This window comes from Sphingobacterium arenae (genome assembly GCF_014692505.1).
Lineage (GTDB): Bacteria > Bacteroidota > Bacteroidia > Sphingobacteriales > Sphingobacteriaceae > Sphingobacterium > Sphingobacterium arenae.
The window spans coordinates 238,488-252,816 of sequence record NZ_JACNYK010000006.1; the positions used below are offsets into that span (position 1 = coordinate 238,488).

The 14,329-nt window shown below is 43.3% G+C and carries 8 protein-coding genes; 6 read left to right on the plus strand and 2 right to left on the minus strand.

Annotated features, from left to right (window positions below; all coding sequences use genetic code 11):
* Positions 1-457: 457 nt before the first annotated feature.
* Positions 458-2,593 carry a carboxy terminal-processing peptidase gene (locus tag H8B17_RS17920; protein WP_190310607.1) on the plus strand — a complete coding sequence of 712 codons (2,136 nt, stop codon included), beginning with the start codon at positions 458-460 and terminating at the stop codon, positions 2,591-2,593.
* A gap of 44 nt (positions 2,594-2,637) precedes the next feature.
* On the opposite strand, the gene H8B17_RS17925 is transcribed toward H8B17_RS17920, so the two are convergent.
* On the minus strand, positions 2,638-3,234 hold the full coding sequence (locus H8B17_RS17925) for a ribonuclease HII (protein ID WP_190310608.1): 597 nt from the start codon (positions 3,232-3,234) through the stop codon (positions 2,638-2,640).
* A gap of 254 nt (positions 3,235-3,488) precedes the next feature.
* Here H8B17_RS17925 and H8B17_RS17930 point away from each other — a divergent pair, with 254 nt between their 5' ends.
* The 4 genes from H8B17_RS17930 to fabD all read left to right on the plus strand — a co-directional run bounded on the left by H8B17_RS17930 (position 3,489) and on the right by fabD (position 9,297).
* Positions 3,489-4,211 carry a hypothetical protein gene (locus H8B17_RS17930; RefSeq protein ID WP_190310609.1) on the plus strand — a complete coding sequence of 241 codons (723 nt, stop codon included), beginning with the start codon at positions 3,489-3,491 and terminating at the stop codon, positions 4,209-4,211.
* Between the two features lie 14 nt (positions 4,212-4,225).
* Positions 4,226-7,045, plus strand: coding sequence for an outer membrane beta-barrel protein (locus tag H8B17_RS17935; protein WP_190310610.1), 2,820 nt, complete (start codon positions 4,226-4,228; stop codon positions 7,043-7,045).
* A 44-nt stretch (positions 7,046-7,089) separates the two neighbouring features.
* Positions 7,090-8,316, plus strand: a complete 1,227-nt coding sequence (locus H8B17_RS17940; protein WP_190310611.1) for a M16 family metallopeptidase — start codon at positions 7,090-7,092, stop codon at positions 8,314-8,316.
* Positions 8,317-8,406: 90 nt separating this feature from the next.
* Positions 8,407-9,297 carry an ACP S-malonyltransferase gene (gene fabD / locus H8B17_RS17945; protein WP_190310612.1) on the plus strand — a complete coding sequence of 297 codons (891 nt, stop codon included), beginning with the start codon at positions 8,407-8,409 and terminating at the stop codon, positions 9,295-9,297.
* 89 nt (positions 9,298-9,386) lie between these two features.
* Here the strand turns inward: fabD and H8B17_RS17950 are convergent, their stop codons facing one another.
* The gene (locus H8B17_RS17950) at positions 9,387-10,370 is read right to left on the minus strand and encodes an aldo/keto reductase (RefSeq protein WP_190310613.1); all 984 of its coding nucleotides are present in this window, start codon (positions 10,368-10,370) and stop codon (positions 9,387-9,389) included.
* 363 nt (positions 10,371-10,733) lie between these two features.
* On the opposite strand from H8B17_RS17950, the gene H8B17_RS20845 reads away from it, so the two are divergent.
* Positions 10,734-14,306 carry an alginate lyase family protein gene (locus tag H8B17_RS20845; protein WP_190310614.1) on the plus strand — a complete coding sequence of 1,191 codons (3,573 nt, stop codon included), beginning with the start codon at positions 10,734-10,736 and terminating at the stop codon, positions 14,304-14,306.
* Positions 14,307-14,329 lie beyond the last annotated feature (23 nt).

Genomic DNA, 14,329 nt, shown 5'->3' on the forward strand with positions numbered 1-14,329 from the left:
AGCCTAATTGGCACATTCACAAATGATGATTTTTTGCTTTCCGTCCATTACATTCCTCTTTGTTGGACGTATGCCTGTGCCGCGGGCGGAATGACGCACCGTTGCACTATCCCACCTTTAACCACCAAAGTTGCATCCGAATGTTTTACAACGGCAGTATCTTATGCTTAGCACGATACTTAATGTAAAACATTCGAAGCGAGGAGGTTTTTGGTTCTTTTTCACGGGAAAAAGAACATAAAAAAGTTACACCACAAAATATTTACACAATAAGTCTCTATTTATGCAGTTATTTACAAATGAGATAAATGTTAACTTAGTAACTTACGGCCGTTAATTTTAACGTCCTTGTTATTTTGTGCTTTGTTTTCAGTATTTTTATGGCAAACAAAATTTTATTGCAAGTTTTGGATACTGAAAAGGATTATTGCAAATGTATTTAAAAAAAATAGCTTATATGTTTAAGAATATTGTATTTGGTCTGGCTTTAATTTCATTTATAGCGTGTGGATCAAAACCCCGGGTGAGTTTGGAGGAAGAAGCATTACAATTAAAACCATCGGCACAACACGAAGTTATTGCCGCCGAGGTGGCCAACCTGTTGGAGAACTATAGCTATAAAAAGGTACCGATGACGGATTCGCTGTCACGCATCGTTTTTACGAACTTGCTAAAATCGATGGATCAAGGACGGAATTACCTCCTTCAATCCGATATTGATGATTTCAAGCAATTTGAAAATGCCATTAGTCAAGACTTTAGGAAAGGTGATCTATCTGCGCCGTTCTATATTTTCAATATCTATTCACAACGTTATTTGGAAGCGATGGAATATGCGTTATCTCAAGTCGATGCGCCACATGATTTTGAAATCGATGAGAAATACGTGGCATACAGAGAGAAGCTTCCTTATTTCAAGGACGAAACGGAACTGAAAGACCAGTGGCGTAAACGTGTGAAATACGATTTACTGAATTTGCGGTTGACAAGTACAGATAAAGATTCTGTGGATATGGAAAAACACAAAGAAACATTGCGCAAGCGGTACAAAAACTTAGTTAGCCAAGCAAAACAGACTAATTCCAATGATGCGTTTCAGCTGGTCATGACCGCACTGACAGATGCCGTTGATCCACATACGACTTACTATAACCCTTCGTTTGCACAAGCATTTAACGAAAGCATGTCCAATACTTTTGAAGGTATCGGCGCACGTTTATCAATGGAAAACGAAATGGTCACGATCAAGGAGATCATTGCGGGAGGTCCGGCCTTTAAAGACAAAAGCTTAAATGTGGACGATAGAATTATCGGTGTAGCGCAAGGAGAAGGCGAATTTGAGGATATTATCGGATGGCGTTTAGATGCCGCAGTTGCAAAAATAAAGGGACCGAAAAATACGGTTGTGCGATTGAAAGTTATTCCGGCTGGGCAAGAGCTTACAGCACAGCCGAAAGTGGTGGCATTAAGTAGGGATAAGATTGTTATTGAAGAAGAATCTGCACAGAAAGAGATAAAGCAGGTGAAAGGCGACGATGGAAAAACGTATAAAGTAGGGCTTATCAAATTACCAAAATTCTATATTGAGTTTGAGGCGTACCGGCGGGGCGATCCAAATTACAAGAGTACGACGAGAGATGTTCGACTGATTTTGGATACCCTTCGTCAAGAAAATGTGGATGCGGTTGTGTTAGACTTAAGAAATAATGGTGGCGGTTCCTTACAGGAAGCTATTGAATTGACCGGATTGTTTATTGACAAGGGACCGGTTGTCCAGGTGCGCGACGTGCGTAATCGGGTAGATATAGAAAGCGATAAAGATGCAGGTGTTGCTTGGGATGGTCCGTTTGGTGTGCTAATCAATCGTTTCTCAGCATCAGCCTCCGAGATTTTTGCCGGGGCGATTCAGGATTACGGAAGAGGGGTGGTGCTGGGAACCCAGTCATATGGAAAAGGGACTGTACAATCGGCTATTGATATGTCACGTTTTATTAGTGCAACGAATAAATTGTTATTAAAGGCTAAAGGTCTAGACAAAGATCCCGATACGCCAACAGGTGCTCCAGAATTTGGTCAAATCAATATTACGATGGGGAAATTTTATCGTGTAACAGGAAGCAGTACGCAACATAAAGGAGTGGTGCCCGATATTACTTTCCCTACCCAATATGCAGCAGAAAAGTTTGGCGAAAGTTCTGAACCTTCGGCCTTGCCTTGGGATCAGATTAAGTCTTCGAACTTTACAGCAGTGGCAGATTTGACAAGTTTAAAGAACCAATTAAAAGAAGTTCACGAATTGCGAATGGAAAAATCTCCTGAGTATGCTTATCTATTGGAAGATATTGAGGAATTTCAGGAACTGGATTCTATTCAAGAGATCAGCTTGAACCAAAATAAATTAAAAGAAGAGCGGGAGAAGACCCGAGCGAAAAACAGAGCGCGAATAAACAAGGGCTTAGAACTGCGCGGTTTACCATTATGGAAAGAGGGAGAACCGCAACCCAAAACAGATTTTGATTTTATCTTAGACGAAAGTTTATCCGTAATGGCAGATTATATACGGCTTGGACAGACTAAGTTGGCAAAGAAATAAAATTAATAGAGACGCTAAACGGCGTCTCTACTTGTTTCATATCATCAAAACATCTTCAGCTGGGGGTCAGTAACCCGAAATGATTTTCTATGGTGTGGGCTGATACCGTGTTGCAAGATGGCATTGCGGTGCTTAATGGTTGGATATCCTTTATTGGACAGCCAATCATAATAAGGGAATTCATTTGCTAGCGAATGCATATATTCATCCCGGTAGGTCTTGGCTAAGATCGATGCAGCCGCTAGAGAAAGGTATTTCCCATCGCCCTTTACAATACATTGATGGGGGATATCTTGATATGCCTTGAATCTGTTACCATCAACAATAATATAAGCCGCTTTTGTTTTCAGCAGATCCAATGCGCGGTGCATGGCCAAATAGGAAGCGTTTAAAATATTGATATGGTCAATTTCTTCTGCAGATACACTCGCTACGGCAAAATCTAAAGCCTCTTTCTCAATAATAGGACGTAAAGTCTTTCTTTTCTTTTCCGAAAGCTGCTTGGAGTCATTAAGCAGTTCATTACAGTAGTCCGGCGGAAAAATAACGGCTGCGGCAAATACGGGTCCTGCTAGGCAGCCTCTTCCAGCTTCGTCGCATCCTGCTTCCATTACATCACGTTGAAAAGTTGATAATAACATTTTGCTAAAATACAAAACCGAGATGTAAATAAGCATGAACACATAAAGAAATGATTATCTGCGATGAGTTCGCAAGCTCGGTTATTTACACGAGCTCCCATCGACCATAAAAATGAAATAAATAGATGAAAATGACCGGACTGTATGTAACATGTGTGTGATATTCGATAAAAAAGAAGAAATGCTTTTTTACTTTGATATGATCGCTGAGTCTATACATAGAGCATTTAAATGAAGTAGAATAACAACTAACAATGAAAGCATTTCTTCTCGGCATAATAGTAATTGTAGGAATGGGTGAATCTTTTGCACAAAAGAAGCAAAAGATGATCATCCAGTCGGTGACGGATATAACGATTGATGCAGATTTAGTGGAGTGGGATACGTTAAATAACGTTGCAGAAGAAGGTTTTTGGTTCTTCCGATTGGGACAAGACGCTTCCAATCTCTACATCGCTATTCGTGTAGAAAATCAAATGCTACAGCATCTAGCCGTTAGAAATGGTGTTTTGCTGACTGTCCAATCCAATCATAGAAACAGAGACGACATCCAATTTCTATTTCCTTACCCCGACAGCGAAGTGAAACGCGCTATGTTGCGTGAGGATCACGATTCTGATGGGGCTTATAAAACAGATTTGATCAACCGATCGCGCGGATATTTTGTGTATGGCTTCCCAACGGTGCCAAATGGATTGTTGTCCTTGCAAAATGCTTATGGACTGCAAGCAAAAGCGCGTATCAACGACGGGAAGCTCTATTATGAAGCGGTTGTACCGAAATCGTTATTGGATTATACGACACCTGTTGCGACGTTCAAGCTTGGTATTTATGATGGTTTTACACCCTTAATCTCGTCTAAGAAAGTTGTCTCGAGCCGCTCAGGGGGAATGTACGGTGGCTATCGCGGACGACCGGCTCCCAAATCAAAGGATAAGTTGACCTTGGCCGTGCTTTTAGAAACAATATTAAATTAGCATACGATAAAAAAATGAAAGGTTTTTTGAAAATAGTTTGTGGTTTGGCGGTTTGGTTATCCGCTTCCAATGCGATTGCACAAACAGGTAGAACGGTGCAAGGCATGTTGCGGGATAATGAATCAAGAGTAGTGGCCGGGGCGTCTGTGCAGTTGGAAGGCGATAAGGACACACTAGGCACAAGTGCTTCCCCGGCAGGCATATTTACATTTAATAATGTAAAATCACAGACGTTTACGGTGAAAGTCACGAGTTTGGGTTTTGAACCTTTTGAGCAGCAATTCAACTTTTCGCCGGGACAGGATAAAATGGTAATTCCGTCTTTTCAATTACAGGGGATAGCAAATATGCTGGAGGAAGTAATTGTCGATGGTGTAATTACCGTACAAGTGAAAGGAGACACTATCGAATATGCTACAAAGGACTTAAAATTAAGGGAAGGGGCGCTGGCAGAGGATGCTTTAAAGCGCTTACAAGGTGTGGAAGTCGATAAAGATGGGAATGTAACAGCACAGGGAGAACAGATTACACGCGTCCGTATCAATGGAAAAGATTTTTTTGGTGGTGATGTGAAAACGGCCACACAGAACCTACCCGCAAATATCATTGAAAAGATGCAGGTGGTTGATGATTATGGTGATATGGCAAACTTGACCGGAAATAGAACGGGCGACTCGGAAAAGGTTTTAAATATTCAGATCGATCCGGAATATAATAAAGGCCAAATGGCGACCGTACGTGTAGGTTATGGAACGGAAGAACGTTTCCAAACCACCGGGATGTGGATGGGGCTTACCGATAAAACCCAGGTTTCCGTATTGGGGAACTTAAACAATATGAACGCCAGCTTATTCGATTTTAATACGATGGGTGGCGGTGCGCGTCGGCGTATGGGCGGAGGGGGTGGTCGCGGGGGCGGCATGGCTGGTGGTTCTGATGGTATCACCAAGGTGGGGTCCATTGGTTTAAATGTCCGTCATGATTTTAGTGATAAGCTTAAAGTCTATGGGTCGTATTCGTTTGGTCGGGACGACAATAATACACAAACGCAGTCGTTCACCGAATATATCGGACAAAATATGGGGGTTGATAGTGATCAAGATAATAATCGCATTCGCACCAACCATCGTTTGGAAGCAAACGTCGAATGGAATATTTCGGAAAAAGACTATTTGAAGTTAACACCACAATTTGGCTTTAACAAGAATGATGCTGATAATCTGGATAATTCTACGTTTTATTTGGATAATGTGCTGGACTATACACAAGTGCAGACCCAATTAAATGGTAGCAATGCGCCGCGTTATGGAATCAGCGGATTGTATAACAGAAGGCTGAATGAAAAGGGAAGAAATTTCTTTATCAACTTTAATTACGACAATGCCGTTTCAGAAAATGATTATAACCAGATTTTAGATCGTCTTATCTATGATCCGAATAATCAGGATCAAGAAATTGGGAAGATTTGGGAACAGACCATCCGGGAAGCACGAAATAAAAGTTGGAATGCCGGAACATCTGTTTCTTATACAGAGCCTCTTGGAGAAAACAGTCGTATGGAGCTGACATATGATTTCAATGTTAACAACTATGATAATTTTGATCGACAAAATGGATTCGACAGAAACGGTAACCCGATTGATAACGCCATAGACAATGCGGCGGTATTAAACTACGCGTATGATTACGATTATGCCTTTAATTCGCATCGAGTTGGGGCGAACTATTCGTATGACAAGGATAAAATTAAGTATAGTATAGGTGCTGCGGTTCAACCCACCGTTTTGAGCGGGAATGCATACAGTGCGTCGGAATCTGCGGTTATTAGCCGGAATAACTTTAATGTTATTCCGATCGCTCGTTTTGAATATCGGTTTTCAAGACAATCCAATATCACCTTCAATTATTCCGCGCGTGCTTCCGAACCAGGGGTGTCGCAGATATTGCCTTTCGAGGTGAGTACAAACCGTACGAGTACCACGATCGGAAATCCGAATCTAGATCCGGAATTCCAACACAGCGGACGGATTCGTTTCCGCAGTGGCGACTTCCAGAAAGGCAAGACATTCTTCGCGACGGTCAGTGCTAATTTGACCAATGACAAAATTGTTTCTTTTAATAAACGTTATCCGGTCGAGGGCGATGGTATATACCAAGAAGTACGTTACTTGAACGAATCGGAACCTGTTTATTCGGTTAATTCGTTTTACCACCTAGGTCGATCGTTGAAAGATAAGACCTATAACATCATGTATATGGGGAGTGTGAATTATAATAAGAATATCGCCTATATCGCGGAGGATCCAGATGCATTAGAAGGTGATAAAAATGTGACCAATAATACGGTCTTAATGCAGGGACTGTTCTTTCGGTATACGCCGTCAGAGAAACTGGAAATTAGTCCTGGCGCGCGGTACTCTTACAACATTACCAAATCATCCTTGCCGCAGTATTCACAAGGCAATGTTTCGTCGTTTTCGCCAACGCTGATCGGTTCTGTAAATATCACGCCGACAACCATTTTTGGTGCAGACGTTTCCAAGACGTTCAATAGAGGCTACCGAGCCACTGAAAATCCATTTATCATCAATAGCTATATAGAGCAGCGCATGTTGAAGGGACAACGGGGGACGATACGCTTACAGGCTTTTGACTTGTTAGACCAGCAAATTAATATCAATAGAACGGTTGGTGATATATTGACAGATTCTCGTACCAATCGTTTGGGAAGGTACTTTATGTTGACCTTTACCTTTAGATTTCAGAAATTTTCGGGAATGAATCCTTTCCAAGAAGAAAGCGGATCAAGGGGGATGAGACGACCAAGGATGTAAATGTCCTTTTTTATTTCTACTTTTGGGGTTTGACTTTGATAAATATGGAATATGAAATTATCCGCTTGGACAACGGTATCCGCGCGGTATTTCACCGTCAGATTTCTCCCATTACGCATACCTGCTTGGTTGTCAATGCCGGCTCTCGAGATGAAGAACTCGGGAAGTACGGAGTGGCCCACTTTATTGAGCATTTGCTGTTCAAGAAAACGGAACGACGGTCTACACAACAGATTCTCAGTTATTTGGAAGCTGTAGGAGGCGATTTAAATGCATACACGACCAAAGAATATACTTGTGTGCACGCCTCCATCCTTAAACCTCACCTGAATAAGGCATTGGATTTATTTGAAGATATTATCTTCCATTCTACATTTCCATCAGATGAAATGGAAAAGGAGAAGGGGGTTATCGTAGACGAAATGGCATCTTATCGGGATAATCCCGAAGAATCGATTATGGATGATTACGAGGATTTAATTTTTAATCGCTCGGGATTGGGGCACAACATTCTTGGTTGGGAAAAGGATCTGCTGGCTTTTACGAAAGAAGATGTTCAGCAATTTATACATCAGAATTATCAAACGAATGATATTGTCATTGGGATCACAGGAGATTATGAACTAAAGACGGTAGAGAAGATGTTAAGACGTTACTTCGAACCGGTTAAAGAGAATAAGCAGGTGCGTCCTCGTCAAGGGGCAGCAGTGAATGTAGCAGCACACATCGAATTAAAGAAGCCCATCAATCAGGTACATTATATGTTGGGTGCGCCGGCGTATAGTATCCGCGACGATCGTAAAACGGGGCTACTGTTGCTTAATAACATGTTGGGGGGATTTGGGATGACTTCAATTCTTAATCTCGCTGTCCGAGAAAAGTATGGAATTGCGTATACGATTGAATCAAACTATACACTGTTTACAGATACGGGATTGTTTACGATTTATCTTGGTACGGATGAAGAAAAAATCAAAAGAGCAAAAAAACTCGTTTTCCGGGAACTCGATAAAATAAAAACAAAGGGAGTTTCTGAAAATCAACTGCAAAAAGCAAAACATAAGTTTAAGGGGCAAATAGCGCTCGCGGAGGAAAATAGAATGAGTATGATTATTGCAGAAGCAAAAAATGTCATGGACTATGATCGGGTGATAACGCTAAATGAAGTTTTTGAAAAAATAGATGCGGTATCTGCTAGCGAGCTATTGTCTACTGCACAGGATATTTTTGATGATAAGAAACTCACGTCCTTAGCATTTGTTCCGGAATAGATAAAAGAATTTTTTATTTTTGACGCAATACCAAAAGTGGGAAACTAAGATATAATGAATTCCCATCAACCATAACGAAAAAACAAATAGATGAAAACAGCCTATATTTTCCCAGGTCAAGGCGCTCAGTTCGTAGGAATGGGACAGGATCTATATAACTTAAATGAAGAGACGAAATCTCTTTTCGAGCAAGCAAATGATATTTTAGGTTTCCGTATTACCGATATTATGTTTTCGGGAACGGATGAGGATTTGAAACAGACCAAAGTGACACAACCAGCTATTTTTCTACACTCCGTGATTTTGGCGAAAGCTTTGGGTGATAGTTTTCAGCCGGCGATGGTCGCGGGACATTCGTTAGGCGAATTCTCCGCGTTGGTAGCAGCAGGCGCGTTATCTTTTGAAGATGGTCTCAAATTGGTAGCAAAGCGCGCCAACGCGATGCAGAAAGCATGCGAAGCACAACCGTCGACAATGGCGGCGATTTTAGGGTTAGAGGATGAAACGGTAGAGAAAATTTGTGCGCAAGTAGAAGACGTGGTAGTGGCGGCAAATTACAATTGTCCCGGACAATTGGTTATTTCGGGCACAATAGAGGGGGTAGATAAAGCCTGCGTTTTGTTGACGGAAGCTGGCGCTAAACGAGCTTTAAAGTTAAACGTCGGCGGGGCATTCCATTCTCCTTTGATGGAACCCGCGAAGGTGGAATTGCAGGAGGCGATTGAAGAAACGGAAATCAAATCCCCTATTTGTCCTATTGTCCAAAATGTGGATGCAAAACCTTATACCGATCCGGCACAGATCAAAGCAAATTTAATCGCACAATTAACTGGAGCTGTTCGTTGGACACAAACGGTACAACAAATGTTGGCGGATGGGATCGAAGCGTTTGTAGAAGTTGGCCCCGGAAACGTCCTTCAAGGTTTGGTTAAAAAGGTCGATCGTTCGGTACCAACCTCGGCAGCAGCGATTAGTGAATAGGAATATTAGAAACAACTGCTGGAATAAAAAAAAGCCACAAGAAGTGGCTTTTTTTAACATAATGTCGCTTTAGAGCGACGCATTGCATATTAATACTTCCCCCGGATTTCTTGACGAATGCGCTCGGTATAGAGTCTTTTAAGCTTTTGGACGGTATCGTTATCGAGGTCCGGTTGTTTTGCGGCTGCGATATTGGACTGTACCTGCTCCACTTTGCTTGCTCCGGGAATGACGGTTGTGATTGCTGGATGCTGCAATATCCATTTGATACTTTGTTGTGCCAAGTTTCCTTCGGGAAGGATGCCCCTGATTTCCTCCAATAGTTCGATGCCTTTTTCAAACGCAATCCCACTGAAAGTTTCACCTACATTAAAAGCATCGCCGTTGGCATTATAATGGCGGTGATCGTTATCGTTAAAGATTGTCGATCGGTTAAATTTTCCACTCAGGAGCCCGCTAGCCAAGGGTACCCGGGCGATAAGCGCTGTCCCTTGCACGATGGCTTTGTCAAAAAATTCATCTGCTAGATGCTGGCGGAACAGATTGAATATAATTTGTAGAGCAGCGACATCCTGATGCTCGAGACAGATAAGCGCTTCTTCAACCGTCTCGACACTGACACCGAAATGCTGGATAAGACCCTCTTCCTGTATACGGCGGAGATGGTCAAAAACTTCTCCTTTACGAAGAACTTCAGTCGGAATACAGTGTAGCTGCTCCAGATACAGTTGGTCCAATCCAAGATGTGTCAAGGAATCCTCTACATGCCGTCGTATAGTGTCATACGTAAAGTTTTGCGGCCATCCGTTTGGAGCATCGTTCCGCCTACCCAATTTCGTTGCGACATAAACCTTCTTGTCGGTCTGTTTTAGGAATTTTCCAATCAGGCGTTCGCTGGTTCCCATGCCATAAACGTCGGCTGTATCGATAAAATTCCCACCTGCTTCTACATACGTGTTTAGGATGTCCAATGCATTGGTTTCGTCTATTTGTCCCCAATCGGCACTCCCCAACTGCCAAGTTCCCAATCCTATTGCCGCAATCTGGTCACCTTTAAAAATGCTATAATTCATTTCTTTTCTATATTAAATGCCAATTCTATTTTCCTGCGATGTTGTTCAGAACTATCATCGAATAATGTAATGCCTTTTAGGCAAGTTCGAATATAGGGGATTTTCAGAAATTCTTTGCCTCCTACGCCAAATTATACACCTTTTTGAACAATAACTCCTCCTGCGGGATGCGTCATATATGCATCTTGCGCTTAATAAACTGAAGAGTTAAATAGATGATAAATAGCGAGGGAGAATTGTGTTTATGTGCGCGATCAAGGGCTGTTGGGTAGATGTACTGGGAATATGCCGGCGACACGTCGGAAGGAACTGCGCTAGGCAGTGTATAATGGGATTATGAATAGAAAATAAGACGAGATGATTATGGTTAGAAAATTCTTATGGTTATTTGTTTTAATTGGGATGGCGCTGGAATTAAAGGTGGTTGCGCAAGAGAAGCATCGTCTATCGCATGGATGGGAGTTTGTCCGAGGGGATTTGGGTGACATTTGGGAGGGCGTGCGGCCAGCACCTAACGGCGCACCGGAAACCTTACCTATTTGGGAAAACGTAGTACTGCCACATAGCTATAATGCGACAGATGCGGTACACCCTGAAAAAAATTATTACCAAGGACCGGCCTGGTATAGAACGTATTTGGATATCGAAAATCCCTATAGTGGCGGTAGGACTATTTTGCATTTCGAAGGTGCCGGACAGAAGAGCGAGGTGTATGTTTATCAAGAAAAAGTAGGTGAGCATATTGGTGGATATGATGAATGGTATGTCGATATTACCGATGCCGTGGCACGTTTCTATAAAAAAGGTGCGGCGAAACGTTTCAACGGACGGATTCCGATCTTGGTCCGTACAGATAATTCGCGGGATGTGGAGATGATTCCCTCGGATTTGTCTGATTTTAATGTCTATGGTGGTTTATATCGTTATGTTAACCTATGCTACGTGCCGACACTTTCCACCCGTCATCTTTTTGCTGATGCGAAGTTGAATGATAACGGTAAGGAAGGAATGGTCACTTTGCGGGCACAATTTTGGAATCCAAACGGAATATCCTCTGCCGACGTGCATACCACGGTCAAAGACCGGTCCGGAAAAGCTGTCGCGCAGCAGCGTACTACAATGGAATTGCAGCCCACATCAGAGATGCAGACACTGGGCGATATCCGGGTACCAAAACCCAATATCTGGTCGCCAGACGAGCCCTACTTGTATACCTTAGAGCTGGAGGTGATCAACGGTACGGATACTGCACGGACGATCGAAAAAATTGGCTTTCGTAATTTCGAGTTTGTCCAGTCCGGTCCGTTTAAACTGAACGGCGAACGTCTGTTGTTGCGGGGAACCCACAGACATGAAGATCATGCAGGTGTTGGGCCCGCCATGACCGAAGAGCAAATTGTGCAAGAAATGAAACTGATGAAAGAGATGGGTGTTAATTTTATCCGTCTCGGACACTATCAGCAATCGCGCATTGTCTTGGATGCTTGCGATTCGCTCGGTATACTGGTCTGGGAAGAAATTCCTTGGTGCCGGGGGGGATTAGGAGGCTCTGTTTATCAACAACAAGCGAAAAGGATGTTGACGAATATGATTCAACAGCATTTTAACCATCCGTCCATTATCCTCTGGGGATTAGGTAATGAGAATGACTGGCCGGGCGATTTTGATGAGTTTGACCAACAGAAAATAAGGACATTTATGAAAGAATTACACGACTTGTCGCATCAGCTGGACGATAGCCGTAAAACGGCTATTCGACGATGCGACTTCTGTAAGGATATTGTGGATGTGTATTCGCCGTCGATATGGGCCGGTTGGTACCGTGGTGTATATACAGATTATAAAACGGCAACTAAGAATGAATTTGAAAAGGTAGATCATTTTTTGCATGTGGAATGGGGAGGTGACAGTCATGCCGGTCGGCATTCAGAAACACCGGATGCTGGATTGTCTGAGGTGATGCGCAGTACTACTGCTGATGAACGCGCAGGTGATGCTTCCTTGTATGGCGGGCCGTCGCGGGTTTCGAAGGATGGCGATTGGAGCGAGAGCTATATGGTGAATTTGATTGATTGGCATTTAAAGGAACAGGAAACGATGCCTTGGCTCACCGGTACAGCTTATTGGCCTTTCAAAGACTTCTCTACGCCAATACGCCCTGAAAACCCCGTTCCTTACATGAACCAAAAGGGCGTCGTGGCACGTGATTTTAAGAAGAAAGAATCCTATTATGTTTTTCAATCCTACTGGGCTGAGAAGCCGATGATTCATATCTATGGGCACAACTGGCCCGTTCGCTGGGGCGATGAAGGACAAGAGCGGATGGTGAAAGTCTATTCGAATTGCCAGGAGGTAGAACTGTTCCTCAATGGGCAAAGCTTGGGTAAGCGAAAACGCGACAGCCAAGATTTCCCGGCGGCAGGTTTGCGTTGGATGGTGAAATTTCAAACCGGTGAAAATAGGCTGGAAGCGATTGGGTACAAAAACGGACAGACGATCCGTGACTTACTCGTACAGGAATATCAGACCGAGCGCTGGGGTGAGCCAGTACGCGTCGCACTAGAGGTATTAGAAGAACAGCAGGATACCCTTTGGTTACAGGCACAGCTCTTCGATGAGAAAGGTGTGCGCTGTCTGGATGCAAGTAACTATATTAACTTCGATGCGGTAGGCGAAGGAAAACTGTTAGTAGATCAAGGAACGTCTGATGGCAGCCGACGTCTGCAAGCCTATAACGGAAGGGCTCGCGTGCGGTTGGTACGTACCGGAAAGAATGTCGTAGTCACGGCTAAGGCTGATAGTTTGAACACCATTATATTGGATCTGTCGCTGACCGCTACCGATGTCAAAGCACAGGTGTCAAAGCGCATCAAAATACACGTATTGAAGTCGGCGGAAGAAGCGCTCACCTTACCTCCGTTAACGGTTACCAGCAGCCTTTGTCCGCGCAGCGCCGGTGGAAAGCACGACTTTTATTCGGAAGGCGATTATTGGTGGCCAGACCCCAAAAATCCAGAAGGACCTTACATCCGGAAAGATGGTTTGAGCAATCCCGATAATTTTGTGGATCACCGAAACCTTGTTATGCGCCTGGGGGACATCCTGGGCACGTTAGTCTCGGCCTGGGAACTAACACGCGAAGCACGCTATCTAGATGCCTCCTTGAAACATGTGGAGGCTTGGTTTATCCATTCAGAAACAAAGATGAACCCTTCTATGGAATATGCACAGGCGATAAAAGGGATAGCCACTGGACGTGGTATTGGCATTATTGATGGAATCCACCTCGTAGAGGTGTCACGGGCACTGCAAGTGCTACATGATGCTCACAAGCTTCCATCAGAAATCTATGCCGGTACGAAATCTTGGTTTTCGGCCTACTTGGACTGGATTACGACACATCCTTATGGCTTGCAGGAGAGAGATACGAAAAACAACCATGCCGCCTGCTGGGTGCTGCAGGTAGCCGCTTTTGCGCAGTACGTCGGTGATGAAGATCTCCTCGACTTTGCAGCAACACGATATAAAACAGTTTTATTGCCCGATCAGATGGCAGACGATGGAAGTTTTCCGCTCGAATTAGAACGAACCAAACCCTATGGTTATTCCTTGTTTAACCTCGATGTATTTTCGGGTATGAACTATATCTTAAAAGAGCATAAACCCACCCTACCTTCCATACATATCGGCGAGAAAAGTTTGAAAAAGGGCATACAGTTTATGTTTCCCTATGTCCAGGATAAAAACTTGTGGCGCTATGGCGAGGACGTGATGTACTGGGATAATTGGCCCATTGCACATCCGTTTCTGCTTTTAGGGAGCGTGATGTTCGAGCAGCCACAATGGTTGCAGTTATGGGGACAACTACCCTTGGACTACAGTGAGCAAGAAGTAAAACGTAACTCCCCAATTCGTCATCCCTTATTATGGTTATGACAAAAATAATGATGGAGAGCGAT

Excerpts from the sequence above, each read along its gene's own strand:
- H8B17_RS17920 (WP_190310607.1), top strand. The coding sequence starts at position 458 with ATGTTTAAGAATATTGTATTTGGTCTGGCTTTAATTTCATTTATAGCG.
- H8B17_RS17925 (WP_190310608.1), bottom strand. The coding sequence starts at position 3,234 with ATGTTATTATCAACTTTTCAACGTGATGTAATGGAAGCAGGATGCGAC.
- H8B17_RS17930 (WP_190310609.1), top strand. The coding sequence starts at position 3,489 with ATGAAAGCATTTCTTCTCGGCATAATAGTAATTGTAGGAATGGGTGAA.
- H8B17_RS17935 (WP_190310610.1), top strand. The coding sequence starts at position 4,226 with ATGAAAGGTTTTTTGAAAATAGTTTGTGGTTTGGCGGTTTGGTTATCC.
- H8B17_RS17940 (WP_190310611.1), top strand. The coding sequence starts at position 7,090 with ATGGAATATGAAATTATCCGCTTGGACAACGGTATCCGCGCGGTATTT.
- fabD (WP_190310612.1), top strand. The coding sequence starts at position 8,407 with ATGAAAACAGCCTATATTTTCCCAGGTCAAGGCGCTCAGTTCGTAGGA.
- H8B17_RS17950 (WP_190310613.1), bottom strand. The coding sequence starts at position 10,370 with ATGAATTATAGCATTTTTAAAGGTGACCAGATTGCGGCAATAGGATTG.
- H8B17_RS20845 (WP_190310614.1), top strand. The coding sequence starts at position 10,734 with ATGGTTAGAAAATTCTTATGGTTATTTGTTTTAATTGGGATGGCGCTG.